This is a genomic window from Rhizobium lusitanum (genome assembly GCF_014189535.1).
GTDB classification, from domain to species: Bacteria; Pseudomonadota; Alphaproteobacteria; order Rhizobiales; family Rhizobiaceae; genus Rhizobium; species Rhizobium lusitanum_C.
The window spans coordinates 1,164,652-1,179,014 of record NZ_CP050308.1; the positions used below are offsets into that span (position 1 = coordinate 1,164,652).

16 protein-coding genes are annotated in these 14,363 nt (G+C 59.7%); 3 read left to right on the forward strand and 13 right to left on the reverse strand.

What is annotated here, in order from left to right:
* Window positions 1–5 precede the first annotated feature (5 nt).
* The 3 genes from der to HB780_RS19405 form a co-directional block, all read right to left on the reverse strand.
* Window positions 6–1,436 (reverse strand): ribosome biogenesis GTPase Der, encoded by a 1,431-nt coding sequence (gene der / locus HB780_RS19395; RefSeq protein ID WP_183695199.1) that lies wholly within the window; start codon window positions 1,434–1,436, stop codon window positions 6–8.
* A gap of 15 nt (window positions 1,437–1,451) precedes the next feature.
* The gene (locus tag HB780_RS19400; RefSeq protein ID WP_183695202.1) at window positions 1,452–2,135 is read right to left on the reverse strand and encodes a tetratricopeptide repeat protein; all 684 of its coding nucleotides are present in this window, start codon (window positions 2,133–2,135) and stop codon (window positions 1,452–1,454) included.
* A gap of 100 nt (window positions 2,136–2,235) precedes the next feature.
* Complete coding sequence (locus HB780_RS19405) at window positions 2,236–2,817, reverse strand: NnrU family protein (RefSeq protein WP_183695205.1); 582 nt, start codon at window positions 2,815–2,817, stop codon at window positions 2,236–2,238.
* A 178-nt stretch (window positions 2,818–2,995) separates the two neighbouring features.
* Between HB780_RS19405 and HB780_RS19410 the strand changes: the two genes are divergently transcribed.
* A complete protein-coding gene (locus tag HB780_RS19410; protein WP_183697272.1) occupies window positions 2,996–3,988 on the forward strand; it encodes a polysaccharide deacetylase family protein in 993 nt (330 codons plus the stop codon).
* Between the two features lie 203 nt (window positions 3,989–4,191).
* Here the strand turns inward: HB780_RS19410 and sbmA are convergent, their stop codons facing one another.
* Entirely contained in the window at window positions 4,192–5,457 is a 1,266-nt protein-coding gene (sbmA, locus tag HB780_RS19415) for a peptide antibiotic transporter SbmA (protein ID WP_183697274.1), read from the reverse strand.
* Between the two features lie 415 nt (window positions 5,458–5,872).
* On the opposite strand from sbmA, the gene HB780_RS19420 reads away from it, so the two are divergent.
* Window positions 5,873–6,445: a PadR family transcriptional regulator gene (locus HB780_RS19420; protein WP_183695208.1), complete on the forward strand. Its 573-nt coding sequence runs from the start codon at window positions 5,873–5,875 to the stop codon at window positions 6,443–6,445.
* 63 nt (window positions 6,446–6,508) lie between these two features.
* Here HB780_RS19420 and map read toward each other — a convergent pair whose 3' ends face one another.
* From map to HB780_RS19460, 8 genes are all read right to left on the reverse strand, one after another.
* A complete protein-coding gene (map, locus tag HB780_RS19425; protein ID WP_183695211.1) occupies window positions 6,509–7,261 on the reverse strand; it encodes a type I methionyl aminopeptidase in 753 nt (250 codons plus the stop codon).
* 50 nt (window positions 7,262–7,311) lie between these two features.
* Entirely contained in the window at window positions 7,312–8,373 is a 1,062-nt protein-coding gene (locus tag HB780_RS19430) for an LLM class flavin-dependent oxidoreductase (protein ID WP_183695214.1), read from the reverse strand.
* Window positions 8,374–8,548: 175 nt separating this feature from the next.
* Window positions 8,549–9,061, reverse strand: a complete 513-nt coding sequence (locus HB780_RS19435; RefSeq protein WP_183695217.1) for a GNAT family N-acetyltransferase — start codon at window positions 9,059–9,061, stop codon at window positions 8,549–8,551.
* A 62-nt stretch (window positions 9,062–9,123) separates the two neighbouring features.
* Window positions 9,124–9,537 carry a DoxX family protein gene (locus HB780_RS19440; protein ID WP_183695220.1) on the reverse strand — a complete coding sequence of 138 codons (414 nt, stop codon included), beginning with the start codon at window positions 9,535–9,537 and terminating at the stop codon, window positions 9,124–9,126.
* 30 nt (window positions 9,538–9,567) lie between these two features.
* A complete protein-coding gene (locus HB780_RS19445) occupies window positions 9,568–10,038 on the reverse strand; it encodes an SRPBCC family protein (protein WP_183695223.1) in 471 nt (156 codons plus the stop codon).
* A gap of 96 nt (window positions 10,039–10,134) precedes the next feature.
* Window positions 10,135–11,391, reverse strand: a complete 1,257-nt coding sequence (locus tag HB780_RS19450; protein ID WP_183695226.1) for an RNA polymerase sigma factor — start codon at window positions 11,389–11,391, stop codon at window positions 10,135–10,137.
* Window positions 11,388–11,762 carry a YciI family protein gene (locus tag HB780_RS19455; protein ID WP_183695229.1) on the reverse strand — a complete coding sequence of 125 codons (375 nt, stop codon included), beginning with the start codon at window positions 11,760–11,762 and terminating at the stop codon, window positions 11,388–11,390. The genes HB780_RS19450 and HB780_RS19455 overlap by 4 nt, the downstream gene beginning before the upstream one ends.
* A 79-nt stretch (window positions 11,763–11,841) precedes the next feature.
* Window positions 11,842–12,786 carry a S66 peptidase family protein gene (locus HB780_RS19460; RefSeq protein WP_183695232.1) on the reverse strand — a complete coding sequence of 315 codons (945 nt, stop codon included), beginning with the start codon at window positions 12,784–12,786 and terminating at the stop codon, window positions 11,842–11,844.
* A 288-nt stretch (window positions 12,787–13,074) separates the two neighbouring features.
* Between HB780_RS19460 and HB780_RS19465 the strand changes: the two genes are divergently transcribed.
* Entirely contained in the window at window positions 13,075–13,437 is a 363-nt protein-coding gene (locus HB780_RS19465; protein ID WP_183695235.1) for a pentapeptide repeat-containing protein, read from the forward strand.
* Window positions 13,438–13,484: 47 nt separating this feature from the next.
* On the opposite strand, the gene HB780_RS19470 is transcribed toward HB780_RS19465, so the two are convergent.
* Window positions 13,485–14,294: a membrane-anchored protein gene (locus HB780_RS19470; protein ID WP_183695238.1), complete on the reverse strand. Its 810-nt coding sequence runs from the start codon at window positions 14,292–14,294 to the stop codon at window positions 13,485–13,487.
* Window positions 14,295–14,363: the final 69 nt, after the last annotated feature.

The following is a 14,363-nucleotide window of genomic DNA, read 5'->3' on the forward strand; positions in this document are numbered from 1 at the left end:
GCCCGTCACCGCTTTTTCTTGGTCTCGTAGGGATTTTCCGATGTGCGGAAATGGATGCGGATCGGCACGCCCGGCATGGCGAAATCCGCACGCAGGCCGTTGATAAGATAGCGCACGTAGGATTCCGGCAGCGAGTCCGAGCGCGTGCAGGAAATCATGAAAGCAGGCGGACGTGCCTTTACCTGGGTCATGTATTTCAGCTTGATGCGCCGTCCGGAAACAGCGGGTGGCGGATGCTGAACCTGCTGCGTTTCCAGCCAGCGATTGAGCTTGGCGGTGGCGATCCGCTTGTTCCAGACCTTGTCGGTGTCAACAATCGCCTGCATCAGCCGGTCCAGGCCGTCACCCGTCTGGCCGGCAATCGGCACGGCGCGGATGCCGCGAGCCTGCGGCAGCAGCCTGTCGGTCTTTTCGCGAAGGTCCGCAAGCACGGCCTGGCGATCCTCGATCATGTCCCACTTGTTAAAGGCGATGACGGCGGCGCGGCCTTCACGGATGACCAGATCGACGATCTGCAGATCCTGCTTCTCGAAGGGAATAGTGGCGTCGAAAATGATGACCACGGTCTCGGCGAAACGGATGGCGCGCAACGTGTCGGCGACGGAAAGCTTTTCCAGCTTCTCGGTCACCCTGGCCTTACGGCGCATACCGGCGGTATCGAACATCTTCACGGTGCGGCCGCGCCAGGACCAGTCGACCGAGATGGAATCGCGCGTGATGCCGGCTTCCGGGCCGGTCAGCAGCCGATCCTCACCGAGAAAGCGATTGATCAGAGTCGATTTGCCGGCATTCGGGCGGCCGACGATGGCGACGCGCAGCGGCCGGGTCTCATCATAAACCGGCTCTTCTTCTTCGATCTCCTCGCCATCCTCGCCTGTGGGGGAGCGCGGAATTCTGACATTCGTCTCTGCTTCGTCATCTCTCGGCGGGAAAGCCTGGTCATGGCCGATTGCTTCGACGATTGCGTCGCGCAGATCCATCATTCCCTGGCCATGTTCGGCCGAGATCGGGCAAGGCTCGCCGAGGCCCAGCGCATAGGCATCGTAGAAGCCGCTGTCGGAGCCGCGTGCTTCGGACTTGTTGGCGACCAGGACGACCGGACGGCCGCGCTTGCGCAGCATTTCCGCCAGCGTCTTGTCGACATGCGTCAAGCCCATCTTGGCATCGACGACGAACAACGTCAGGTCAGCCTCATCGATCGCCAGCTCGGTCTGGGCGCGCATGCGGCCTTCGAGCGTCTCTTCGTCCGCTTCTTCGAGACCGGCGGTATCGACGATGCGGAAACGCAGGTCGATCAGCTTGGCCTCACCGGGACGACGGTCCCGCGTGACACCCGGCGTATCATCGACAAGCGCCAGCTTCTTGCCAACCAGACGGTTGAACAGCGTGGACTTGCCGACATTCGGGCGACCGACGATCGCAACCGTGAAACTCATTTAATAATTTACCCTTCAGCCGTTCGCAGCCGGAGCTTTGCCGGATGCCGTAATGAGGTCAAGCAGCATTTGGGCGCGATTGCCGACATTGCGCGGGCTCTGGGGATCATCAACGATCGCCTGGAACCATTGCCGTGCCTTGGCAAAATCGCCTGCCTTGTAGGCGGCAAGACCCAATACGTCACGCGCCGAATGCCGGAACGTATTGGCGGGCACCGCCAGTTCCTGGGCTTCGGCCGCGACCTGATCATAAGTGCCCGTATCGACCAGCAGATATGCCGCACGCAGGCGAGCCGCATCGCGGATAACCGTCGGAAGAGCTGTCTCCTTGCCGATTGCCGAGAAAGCGGCAACAGCACCGGCGGTATCGCCCTTCTGCGCCTGCAGCGTAGCGGCGCGCATACGCGCCAGCAGCGGATAGGAACCGCTACCATCTTTTTCGATGACGGCAAGTGCTGCCAGCGCATCGTCGGTCTTGTTCTGATCGGCCAGCGTCAGCGCGGAAATGAACTGATCGCCGCTGTTGCCAGCCTGCTGACCGGACCAGTAGCGATAGCCGCTATAGGCGGCGGTGCCGACAACGACAAGCACGGCAGCGCCGATGATAAGCCGGCCAAAACGGCGCCATACGAACCGCAATTGGTCCGAACGCAGTTCCTCGTTCACCTCACGGATGAAGCTGTCGTCATTGAATGCCATTCTCGTCTCCGGCCCAGGCCAAATTATTCCAAAGAGCTTATGGGGTTGTGGGCCTTCTACCCCATTTTGCGTCCGTTGTAAGGGGGAATGGCAGAAATCGTCACATAACCAGCGGCGAAACCCCGATAATCCACGCATGCAGCTTCCAAATAATCAATCCCCAGGCGACGACGCCGATGACGATCGCATAGAGATCGTATTTCGCCGAAACGAACGGGCGTAGCGAAATCTCACCGGCGCGCTCACGCTTCTTCAGCGAAATCCGGAGAATAACGCCCCAGGCGAGGAAAGCGGCAAACAGCAGCATGGCGGCGCCATCGCCATTGGAGAGCAGATGCGCCAAAGCCCAAATCTTCACCGACAGCACCATTGGATGCTTCGCCCTGACTGCGATATGCCCCGCTGGCAACAGCGAGGCGACAAGACAGATCATCGCGAACAGCATCAACAGGATCGTGATGTGGCTCATCCAGAACGGCGGCGACCAGATCGGGGTCATGTCGCGCGCCTGCCCGAACCCATAGATGAGAAGAATCAGCGTCAGGACGCTGGCAATGGAATAGCCGATCTTCCAGCCGGGCTCCCCTAGGCTCGAGATCAACGAGCTGCGTAAACCCGGCGCGACGACGCGGATCAGGTGGAGACCGAGGAAAAGAACGATGCCGAGAATGAGCAATGACATGAGGAAATCCTGTTTCGCCGTTGTAATGACATCAGTATCGATTATGGCGAAAATTACTAGCGTCACCGCAGCTTTGCCGCATTTAGGCGACAGGAAGCCACCAAGTTAGAGCGTGATCCCGAAACGTATGAATCCGTTTTCGGATGAGAGCATGCTCACTCAAACAATCGCGGTGCCCATGTTTCGTTTTGTCTCCCTTGCGTCCCTCGCCCTTTCCGTTGCCCTCCCGGCAATCGCACAGGCCGATGAACAGGCCGATGAAAAGCCGAAGCAATTGGTGATGATCTCCTTCGACGGCGCGCATGACACCGCACTGTGGACGAAGAGCCGCGAGATCGCTTCGCGCAACGGCGCGCATTTTACTTACTTTCTCTCCTGCACCTTCCTGATGAATCGCGCCCAGGCCAAGGCCTATCAGGCGCCGGGTCAGCGGGCCGGAAAATCCAATGTCGGCTTTGCCAAGAGCGAGGACGACGTGCGCACCCGCATCGCCAATATCTGGGGCGCGCATCTGGAAGGCCACGATATTTCCAGCCACGCCTGCGGTCATTTCGACGGCAAGACATGGAGCGCGGCCGACTGGAAGCAGGATTTCATGAGCGCCCGCGTGGCGCTGCGCGACGCCTGGAAGAATGTCGGCCTGGCGGACAAGGAGCCGCAGGGCTGGGAAGATTTCGCCACCCACGACGTCAAGGGTTTTCGCGCGCCATATCTCTCCACCAGCGACGGGCTGGTGCCGGCGGAAAAGGCGATGGGCTTTCAATATGACGCAAGTCTCGTCACCAAGGGGCCCGCGCTGCCGCAGGTGGTCGACGGCCTCTATCGCTTCGGCCTGCCGCTGATCCCCGAAGGCCCAGACAACCGTCTGGTGATCGGCATGGACTACAACCTCTATGTCCGCCATTCCAAGGGCGTCGAGGACAAGGCCAATTCCAAGACCTATGAAGACCGCACCTTCGCGGCCTTCGAAGCCGCCTTCGACAAGCAGTACAACGGCGACCGCATTCCGCTGCAGCTCGGCTTTCACTTCGTCGAAATGAACGACGGGGCCTATTGGCGCGCCCTCGACCGCTTCGTCAGCGACGTCTGCCACAAGGACGGCGTCGCCTGCGTCAGCTATTCCGAGGCGATCCCGCTGATCGCGGCGCGGGGCAAGCCGCAGCAGGGGTGAGGAGCGATCCAGCAAAGCTGGAGCAATCGACCCGGTGGGTCGATTGCAGCGACGAACGCCCTGAGCCAAAGCGAAGGGCCGGCGGTGCGGCAAACGCAGATCTTCTCTCGCCAGTCCAACTGCGGGATGAGACCGTGACCGACATGACCTTACGCGCCATCATCGAGACATGAAAAAGGCCCCGTTTCCGGAGCCTCGTTTCGTCAGCCATCCGTGTGAATGACGCCTGCCTCACGCTCGAGATAATTCTGATCGATCTTCGGCAGCGGCGCGTCGTCGATCGCCGCCTCGAAGGCTTTGAGGCGCTTGTGGATCGAGAGGAGCTCGATGATCGTTGTCCATTGGGAAACGAGGTACTGGAATGAATTGCTGACCTGGCTGAATGCCGTGGAAACCTGTTGCCAGATACCATATGTCAACGCGCCGGCAACGAGTGTTGGAGTTAGCATAATCAACAGAAACATGTTGTCCGCTTGCGCATAGAAGCCGCGAGCGATGTTGAAATAGAGATAATGAAAATACATCCGAAAATAGTTTCGGCGCACGTTGGAGAAAAGCTCTTTAACGGTCACCGGCTCGGCTCTGTCGGCATGATCCTCGCCGTAAACCAATTCCTTGCGGTAGGCTGCTTCCACGCGTTGGTTTTTGAAATTGAGGCCCGGCAGCTTGATGCCGACAACGGCCAGCAATACCGTCCCGAAAATCGACCAGAAGATAGCAAGCCAGAACAACGCACGCGGGACGTGGCCCAAAATAGGCAACTCCGTCACATAATTGGAAAGCGACAAGAGAATCGGCAAAAACACAATGAGCGTCATGACTGAATTGATCAGGCTGATACCCAATCCTTCCAGCGTACTCGAAAAGCGCATCGTATCTTCCTGAACTCGCTGAGACGCGCCCTCGATGTGGCGGAGTTTCTCCCATTTCGAGATGTAGAAGTCATTCATCGCCGTGCGCCAGCGGAAGATGTAGTGGCTCGTAAAGAAATCGGTAAGCACTGAAATGAACATGGCTACAAAAGCAACCTGTCCGAAAATAAGTATCAAATTAAAGAAGTCCGATTGCGTTAACGTTGGGTCCTTGTTGAAGGCTCGCTGCATCGTGTCGCCCATTGGGCGGCGGAAGTTGTTGATAACAACAGCGACCTGAACACTGTAGTAGGTAACGAAGATGACGAATGCCGATCCCCAAACGGACCAAATCTTCCACGGATGGTTTCTGGCAAGCAGATGCCACACGCCGCAGAATAGCAACATGCAGAGAATGAAGAAGCCGTAGAACCAGAGATTACCCGACAGGACAAAGTAGGTCAGGTCATAAGGTTCCTGTCCCTCCGGCGGCATGACAAAACCGAGATGCTGACCGAAACTGTCTGCGGCCCCATACCAGATTGCGATGCACAGGATCGTCCACAAGAGCATAGACGTGAAGAACAATTTCGGCTGAGGGAAAAAGGAATGAAACACGAGAAGCGCAGCTTTCTTGATTGGGATTTCGAACCGCAATGACGTTTGTTAACGGCGAACCTAAGGCAGTTCGCAAGAGGCGGCAACCGGCCCAGCCTGTTTCTTACGTAGATGTAATCGCTTATCCCGTGATCGTGAGGCGATTGTTCAGCCGGCCATAGGCAGCTCTCCCGCTCCGCCGCACGCCCCACCCATCCCACTCAGCAAAAAATTCGACGTCCCCTTGCAAGATGTTATCTTACGATATATATCTTACGACATGGCTAACGATACAAAATCACACCACCTCAACAGGAGATACACGATGAAAGGCTTTAGAGATCACATGTTCGGCGATAGCTTTGACACCGTCGAGGCATATATCCTACGACATGGCGAACGCCGCGATTCCCGCGGCAGGCATGGGAGAGAGTTCATGAGAGGCTTCAAGGGCGGCATGTTCGGCGGCGGGTTTCGCACTGGCCGGAAATTTGACGCCGCCGATCTGCAGCTCATCATCCTCGCTTTGCTTTCCGAGCAGCAGCGGCATGGCTATGAACTGATCAAGACATTGGAAGAGCGCTCCGGCGGCTTCTATGTGCCGAGCCCGGGCGTCATCTACCCCGCCCTCACCTATCTCGAAGAAACCGGCCTGGCCGAAGTCGAGGCGAGCGGCACGAAGAAACTCTACCGCATCACCGAAAGCGGCCAGAAGCGGGTCGAAGAGAACCGCGAGCTGGTCGAGGCGACGCTCGCCAAGCTGGGTGCCATCGGTGAAAGAATGGCGCATGTCAAACGGGCTTTTGACGGCGAGAACAACGGCGACGATGAAGGCCGCGACGGCCCATTCGGCCGCGATGGCGGCGACGTCCACCGCGCTCGCCACCTTCTGCACGCAGCGATGCGCTCTAAACACCCTTGGAGCAAGGCCGAGGGCACGCGTATCGCGGCGATCCTCGAGCGGGCAGCCGCCGACATCATTCGCGGCGAGACGAAGACGGAGGGCTGAGCCGGAACAATTCCAAGAATAGCATCAGGACAACAGGCTGGCGCGCTGAACCGCCCCAGCCTATCAGCTATCCGCCAGCGTCAGGATCATCGGCCCATTGCGGGTGGCAACGACGGTGTGTTCGAACTGGACCGTCGGCGCGCGCGGATCGCCATAAAGCGTCCATGCATCGTCGCCGCCTTCCGCCCAGGTGGCGCCAAGCGACAGGAATGGCTCGACGGTGAAAACCAGACCGTCCTCCATGATCCGCGTCTCATCAGGGTCCGCCCAGGTGGAAACCTCGGCGGGCTCCTCATGCAGCGAACGGCCGATGCCGTGGCTGGCGAGATTGGCGACCAGCGTATAGCGGTTCTTCTGCGCGAAAGCACCGACGGCGTGGCCGATCTTGGAGAAAGGCGCGCCGCTGCGCACCTGGTTCAGGCCGACCCAGAGCGCCCGCTTGCCATCGCGGCAAAGACGCTCGATCTTCGGCTTGACCGGCGGCACGGCGAAGGACGAACCGGTATCGGAAAAGAACCCGTCCTTCTCGGCGGAAACGTCGAGATTGACGAGATCACCGGCCTGGATCACCCGCGGGCCGGGAATGCCGTGTGCCACTTCCTCGTTGACGCTGATGCAGGTGGCGCCCGGAAATCGATAGACCAGCTCCGGCGCGGAACGCGCGCCAGCGTCTTCCAGAACCTTGCGGCCGATGGCGTCCAGCTCCAGCGTGGTAATGCCCGGCTCCAGCGCCACCGCCATCGCCTGCAGCGCATTGGCGCAGATGCGACCGATCTCTTTCAGCTTGGTCAGTTCGTCGTCGTTCGAGATGATCATTCACGGCTTCCGGCTCGTTCGCGTGCCCCGCACACTCCCGACGCGAAGGCTCAAGCAATCGCTTTCGCCTCTCCGCCCAATTCAGTCAATGCCTTTCTGACGAGCGGCGCGACTTTCGTGCCGTAGAGCTCGATGCCGCGCATGATCTGATCATGCGGCATCGTGCCGATGGCCATTTGCAGCAGGAAACGGTCATTCTTGAACAACTTGTGATGCGCGACAATCTTCTCGGCTACGGTTTCAGGATCGCCGACGAACAGCGCGCCGTTTGGTCCGCGCGACTGGTCGAATTGCGCCCGGCTCGTCGGCCCCCAGCCACGCTCGCGGCCGATACGGTTCATCACCTCGGCCTGCGGACCGTAGAATTGATCGGCGGCAGCCTCGGTCGTATCGGCAACGAAGCCGTGGACATTGATGCTGGTTTTCAGCTTAGCCTGATCCTGATCGGCGCCGCGGGCGGCCTCGCGATAGAGATCGACCAGCGGCGCAAACCGGCGCGGCTCGCCGCCGATGATGGCAATCGCCATCGGCAGGCCCAGCGCACCGGCACGCGCCACCGATTGCGGCGTGCCTCCGACCGCGATCCAGATCGGCAACGGATCCTGCAGCGGCCGGGGATAGACCCCGCGCCCGTTGATCGGCGCGCGCATCTCGCCCGTCCAGTTTACCTGCTCGCCATCGCGGATCGCCAGCAGCAGATCGAGCTTTTCCTCAAAGAGCTGGTCGTAGTCCTCGAGATTGTAGCCGAACAGCGGGAAGGACTCGATGAACGAGCCCCGCCCCGCCATGATCTCGGCGCGGCCATTGGAAATGAGATCGAGCGTCGAAAACTGCTGGAAAACGCGCACCGGATCGTCCGAGCTCAGCACCGTCACGGCGCTGGTCAGCCGAATGTTCTTCGTCTTCCCGGCAGCGGCGGCAAGCGCCACAGCCGGAGCCGACGCCGCATAGTCCGGGCGATGATGCTCGCCGAGCCCGAAGACATCGAGACCGACCTGATCAGCCAGCTCGATTTCCTCGATCAGATTATTCAGACGCCGCGCCGCTTCCACGCCCTTGTTGAGAGCGGGATCGGGACTGACGTCGGCGAAAGTGTAAAGGCCAAGTTCCATGGTGAAACATCCATTCGTTGTTGATGAACGAAATAGGAAGACAGGGCTGTAATCGCAAATGTGAATTATCGAACGGTTTGTTCGATAATGTTGATAGCGACCCCTAATAGGAATCCAAAATCAGTATCTTCACCACCGCTTCGGAATCAGTCTCCGAACCACCTCATGTTGCAGATCAGAGCCGCGGATCGTCCGCCAAAAGGGCCCAGCGCTCATGATCGCACCAGACGCCGCCGATCTTCAGATATTGCGGCGAAAATCCCTCCATGCGGAAACCGAGCCTCTGCACGAGCGCGATGGAGGCCTGGTTCGCGGGCTGGATATTGGCTTCCAGCCGATGCAGGCCGACGGTATCGAATGCGTGGACAATGGCCAGGCGCAATGCCTCGGTCATGAAACCCCGGCCGGCAAAACCCACCATGCCGTGATAGCCGAGAAAGGCGCTGCGGAAACCGCCCCAAACCATCTGGCTGATATTGACCACCCCGACGATACCACCCGAACTGGTGTCGCGCGCCACCAGGCCGATATTGGGTCCGGTCACGGTCTGGCCGAACCAGACATCGAAGCCATCGCGATCGACAAAGGGAAAGGCCCAGGGCGCGTGATAGGCGCGGCTCGCAATATTGGCCGCGATCAGGTCTTCGGCATCCGATTGCGCGATTGGCGCTATGGTGACGTGCAGCATGGATCGCTCCTCTCGTTCATGCGGGAGCGAGCCTTAGCAAATCGAATCCGAAATCAACAGCTTCAGCGTCGGAACGGAATCATTTTCCGAACTGCTTCATAGCGAAGGTAAAGTCCGCCCCAGGCGATGATGCCGAGATAAAGGCCGAACAGCAGGTGCGAAAATACCGGGCTGCCGACCCTTAAATGTGTCGCCATCGCTCCGCCGAGCAGGCCGGTGAGGAGGATGGCCCCGAGGACAGACGTCGCCGGGATGGCATAGAGGACCGCGCAGACAAGCGTGATGACGCCCAGCAGCCGCGCGAGCGTCGGATCACCGGAATAGCCGAGCGCCGTCATCGTCTCGGTGACGACAGGCAGAGGCATGAGCTTGATCGCGCCGTCGAAAACGAGAAACACAACGATCAAGCCGCTGAGGATCATGCCGGCCACGCGCTGCGCTCGCGAACCGGATGGTGAATCTGTTACATAGGACATGGATGTATCCCCCGGATTGGAATGAGCAATTCAGATCTTGGCCGCCAGTACCGCGAGCTGATCGGCGCATTGACCCCAACCCTCATGAAAGCCCATTTTCTCATGCGCCTCGCGATCCTCCGCCGTCCAGTGCAGAACCGTCGCGGTGTAGCGCGTCTTGCCGCCGCCGAGATCGTCGAGCTGGATGGTCCCGACCATGAAGGGCTTGGCCGATGGCACCCAGGCGCTGGTGAAGGCATCGGTGAAGACGATCCGCTCGTTCGGGACGACCTCGAGATAGACGCCGACATTCGGATAGTTTTCACCCTCCGGGCTGCACATGGTGACGGAGCTGGTGCCGCCGGCACGAACGTCGAGTTCGGCAGCCGATGTCGTCCAGGGCAGCGGCGCGAACCAATGTTTCAGCAGATTCGCCTCCGTCCAGCAGCGATAGAGTTTCTCGCGCGGCGCGTCGATGATGCGGGTCAGCGAAAGCTCGTGGCGTGCGGTCTGTTCGGTCATGATCCTATCTCTCCAGTGTGCATCGGCCCGATCGGCCTATGTTCCAAGGACGTTTGCGGCCAGTTCATCCCGACAGGGGATGAGAAAATCCGTCGATTATTTTGCGATTGCGGGAGCCATCGTGCTCAAACGGTCGAGCTGATGGCGGATATGCTCGGCCTCCGCCGGCGAGCGGGCAAGTGCGATGGCACGGTCGAAGGCCGAACGCGCCTCCCGCGCCCGATGCAATTGCATGAGCAGGCCACCCCTCAGCCCATGAAAATAGAAATAGCTGTCGAGCTGCTCCGCCAAACTCTCCACCAGGGCCAATGCCACCTCCGGCCCCTCGAGCTTGGCAACGGCGACGGCACGGTTCAGCGTCACGACCGGCGACGGATGAAGTCGCTCCAGCGTTTGGTAGAGCAGATCGATTTCCGCCCAGTCCGTATCCTCTGCCTGCTTGGCCCTGGAATGCAGCGCCGCGATTGCCGCCTGAAGCTGATAGGGGCCGGGAAGACGATGGCGGATCGCCTTGTCGAGTAGAGCCAGCGCCTCATCGATGAGCGTGTGGCTCCAGAGCGACCGGTCCTGATCTTCCAGCAGCACGATCTGGCCGCTCGCATCGAAGCGCGCCGCATTGCGCGATTGCTGCAGCATCATCAGCGCCAGCAACCCCATGATTTCGGGTTCGGTCGGAAAGATGCGCAAGAGCAGCCGGCCAAGCCGGATCGCTTCGTCAGCAAAGGCGGCGGCCTCGCGGCCCGGTCCGCCGGCAGAGTAGCCCTCGTTGAAGATGAGATAGATCATGGCGCTGACGAGCGCCACGCGCTCCGCCCGCTCGACAGCACCTGGCGTCTCGAAGGGCACGCCGGCCGCAGCCACGCGCGCTTTGGCGCGGGTAATGCGCTGCTCCATGGCGCTGTCGCTGACGAGAAAGGCGCGGGCGATCTGCGCCACCGAAAGGCCGGAAACGACGCGCAGCGCCAGGGCGATCTGCTGCGTCGCCGGCAGATCCGGATGGCAACAGATGAACAGCAGCCGCAGGATATCATCGCGATAGTTGGAGCCGTCCAGCCGCTCGGCGAGATCGCTCTCGGCGTCGCCGGTGTCGGAGATCGCCTCCTCGTCCGGCAGCGCCTGCGTCTTCGCCTGTTTGCGCACGGCATCGATGGCGCTGTTGCGGCCGACGAAGATCAGCCAGGCGACGGGATCACGCGGCGGCCCTTTGTCCGGCCAGGTCTTCAAGGCCCGGAGACACGCCTCCTGAAACGCTTCCTCGGCGATATCGAGATTGCGGAAATAGCGCAGCAGCGCACCGACCACCTGAGGCCGGGCATTCGTAAGCGCGATATCGATCCAGGCTATGTCGGTCATGTCGCGATCGTCCCGGGCCTGAAGACGTGGAGTGGTCGGATCTCATAGGAGCCGACACCAGGATTGGCAACCGCCAGTTTCTTTGAAAATTCAATCGCTTCGTCGAGCGTCTCAAAGTCGATGACATAGAAGCCAAGCAATTGCTCCTTGGTCTCGGCGAAGGGGCCATCGATGACGAGCGGCTCGTTCTTGCCCTTGCGCAACGTCGTTGCCGCCGTCGTCGGCATCAGCCGCGCGACCGGGCCAAGCTTGCCGGCCTCTGCAAGCGGCGCCTGCACCGCCAGCAACCGCTCCATCGTCGCCTGCTCCTCCTCCGTGGACCAGGCAAACACGGTATCTTCGTCGTTGTAGCATAGGATGGCATACAGCATGCGAGTCTCCTTCTCCCTAAAGACGAAGGAGTATCACCCGCACCGACAGGCCACGTCAAAAAATTATCGCTGGAAGACGCTACGCGTCACGCCGGATCGTCAATGTCCCTGACCCCCCATCAAGCTCCGCGACGGCCCCGATCAACGCGCTGACAGGGCTACGCCCATGCCCAAGCGGTAAGCCGCCAAGGACCGCCACGCCGAGCACGTCAAGATGCTCGCGCAGAATATCGATGACCGAGAAACGGAGATCGAATTCAAAATCCGTGAACTGGCCAATGGCAACACCTGCCAAACCATCCAGATGCCCGGCCTTACGCAGCATCGTCATTTGCCGGTCGACCTGCCCGCGATACAGGCTGACCGCTTCCAGCAGCAGGATCGCCCCATGCATATCCGGCAACGCCCAACCGGCGGCTGTCGCAACCATGTCGAGGTTCCCACCGATCAGCTGGCCGGTGGTTATTCCGCTTGTCGTCAGCGCCGACGTCGGTTCCTCCGGGCGGGATCGGATGACGATATCCTCCGTCGTCATCAGCGCCTGGTGAAGGGAGTTGCTGGTCTCCGAACTCACATCCTCTTCCCCGGGACCGACGAAAAACGCGCCGTGAATGCCGATCAAGCGGCCATGCTTCAGGAGGCTGAGATGCAAGGCAGTAATATCGCTGAAACCGATGAGAAACTTCGGATCGCGCCGGGCAGCCGCAAAATCCAGTCGGTCGGCAATCCGGTACGATCCCTTGCCGCCACGCGTGGTGAAGATAGCCCGAACCTCGGGATCGCGAAGCGCGGCATCGAGATCCGCCGATCGCTCCTCATCGGTCCCGGCAAGATAATCGTGCTTGCAAAAGGCATGCTCGCCGAAATCGACGTAGAGCCCCCAGCCTCTCAGTATTTCGGCATGCCGGAGAACCCTATCCCTGTCGGGCGGGCTAGCGGGAGAGACAAAACGGATCTTATCGCCCGGCCGCAATGGCGGCGGCGTCAGAACCCGGTCGGTCTTTACATGATCCAGTGATTCCATGCCGCGATTTTGGCATGGAATGACGACAGGCGTCAGCCTTTGATCGAAGAACTAGGGGTAGATCGCGCCATGGTGCGCCAGATCGTAAAACTCAGAAGATGCCGCTCAAAATAACGTCGGTCGGGGGCGCCTCTCGCCTTATTGTGCTACAGCGGCTCGATAGTACGCCAGTCGAAGTCGGCAAGATCGCATCACCTCGTCCGATCATGGAGGCTCAGCCTCACGCTGTACCTGAACGCTAAGGAACCTATTGACCTGCGGCAGAGTTTTATTGTTTTACTTGACGACATGAACCGCGACACCAAATCTGAAAAAATCCTTGCGCGCTATGCGGCAGGGGAACGTGTATTTCGGGATCTGGACCGCGACGACGGCATTTACGATTTTAGCCGTTGCGATCTTCGTGGTGCCGTTTTCGCCGGAAATTACATTTTTGCCAGCTTTACAGAAGCCAACCTCGAAGGGGCGGACTTTTCAGATTGCAATGTTAAAACGTCCGACTTTTCGAGAGCAAAGCTGGCAGCGGCAACATTCTCCGGATCGGCAATCGATGCTGCTGTCTTTGACGGCGCGGACTTAACAAGCACCAATTTCGAAAAAGCAAGCGCTTACGGGTATGTTTTCGGCAAGGGCGAATTGCCACGACATTAATTGTGCGAACCCAATAGAGCGAATTTATGAGTCCGCTGCTTAGCTTATCAACCGAGAGACGGGTTCAAGACGCCTGCCGCTTTTGAAACCGACCGCGCGGCCTTCGCCGAGCCTTCGGATATCTGCCGGGCGCGTGCCTTGCCTTCCCAGAGCGGCACGCCGAGGGACTGCGATACGGCCGGGTCGGCGGTGAAGATCGGATAGGCTCGCTCGATCAGCCGCAACAGGATCTCCCTGTCCTTGCCAATGTGCAAGCGGGTCAGATTTTCCTGATTGTAGACATGACCGCCGGAATCGGGGTTGATCCCGGTGATGATGACGGCAGAGGCGCCGTTATGGAGCGCGAAAAGCACGGCGTTGATGCCATTCGAGCATTTGTCGTCGGCGCCCAGTTCGCTGCATTGCATGCCGCCGACCCAGTCGAGAAGCGCCATGCGCCGGTAGCGGTCGACGATTTCGAGATTGTCGTACCGATAGTTGAAGGCTTTCAGCCCATCCTCGAGTCGCTTGCGACCGTCGCGCCAGAGCAGGATGTACAGCATCTTTGCCCGCTCGCCATTCAGCACGCGCCGGACTTCGACGGCATTGGTGTTCGTTCCCTCGATCTGGTTGAACTGCACCAGCGCGACATCTGGCGCCTCGACACCCCAGGCCTTGGTCACGACCTGGGAGCCATTGATGGTGATCACCCGGAAGGTCTCGTCGAAATCCGCAGGCTTGTGCGACACTGGCGCCGATCCGACCACGACAACGGGTCCGGAGAATGGTTCGCACAGCGCGGGAGGCTTCGGCCGGAGAAGCCGATATTTCAAGCGCCGATAAAAATGCTTCTTCAGTTCCGTAAATTTAGCAGTCATGCCTCGCCCTAAGACCCCCGAAGGCGTTCACCGAAAGATAGTCGAACCCACCGAAAGCGAACCCCGCAA

What these genes read in the sequence shown, in the direction of transcription:
- HB780_RS19450 (WP_183695226.1), bottom strand. Translation starts at nt 11,391, where the DNA reads ATGACCGACATAGCCTGGATCGATATCGCGCTTACGAATGCCCGGCCT.
- der (WP_183695199.1), bottom strand. Translation starts at nt 1,436, where the DNA reads ATGAGTTTCACGGTTGCGATCGTCGGTCGCCCGAATGTCGGCAAGTCC.
- HB780_RS19445 (WP_183695223.1), bottom strand. Translation starts at nt 10,038, where the DNA reads ATGACCGAACAGACCGCACGCCACGAGCTTTCGCTGACCCGCATCATC.
- HB780_RS19420 (WP_183695208.1), top strand. Translation starts at nt 5,873, where the DNA reads ATGAGAGGCTTCAAGGGCGGCATGTTCGGCGGCGGGTTTCGCACTGGC.
- HB780_RS19410 (WP_183697272.1), top strand. Translation starts at nt 2,996, where the DNA reads ATGTTTCGTTTTGTCTCCCTTGCGTCCCTCGCCCTTTCCGTTGCCCTC.
- HB780_RS19435 (WP_183695217.1), bottom strand. Translation starts at nt 9,061, where the DNA reads ATGCTGCACGTCACCATAGCGCCAATCGCGCAATCGGATGCCGAAGAC.
- HB780_RS19455 (WP_183695229.1), bottom strand. Translation starts at nt 11,762, where the DNA reads ATGCTGTATGCCATCCTATGCTACAACGACGAAGATACCGTGTTTGCC.
- HB780_RS19465 (WP_183695235.1), top strand. Translation starts at nt 13,075, where the DNA reads ATGAACCGCGACACCAAATCTGAAAAAATCCTTGCGCGCTATGCGGCA.
- HB780_RS19400 (WP_183695202.1), bottom strand. Translation starts at nt 2,135, where the DNA reads ATGGCATTCAATGACGACAGCTTCATCCGTGAGGTGAACGAGGAACTG.
- map (WP_183695211.1), bottom strand. Translation starts at nt 7,261, where the DNA reads ATGATCATCTCGAACGACGACGAACTGACCAAGCTGAAAGAGATCGGT.
- HB780_RS19405 (WP_183695205.1), bottom strand. Translation starts at nt 2,817, where the DNA reads ATGTCATTGCTCATTCTCGGCATCGTTCTTTTCCTCGGTCTCCACCTG.
- HB780_RS19470 (WP_183695238.1), bottom strand. Translation starts at nt 14,294, where the DNA reads ATGACTGCTAAATTTACGGAACTGAAGAAGCATTTTTATCGGCGCTTG.
- HB780_RS19460 (WP_183695232.1), bottom strand. Translation starts at nt 12,786, where the DNA reads ATGGAATCACTGGATCATGTAAAGACCGACCGGGTTCTGACGCCGCCG.
- HB780_RS19430 (WP_183695214.1), bottom strand. Translation starts at nt 8,373, where the DNA reads ATGGAACTTGGCCTTTACACTTTCGCCGACGTCAGTCCCGATCCCGCT.
- HB780_RS19440 (WP_183695220.1), bottom strand. Translation starts at nt 9,537, where the DNA reads ATGTCCTATGTAACAGATTCACCATCCGGTTCGCGAGCGCAGCGCGTG.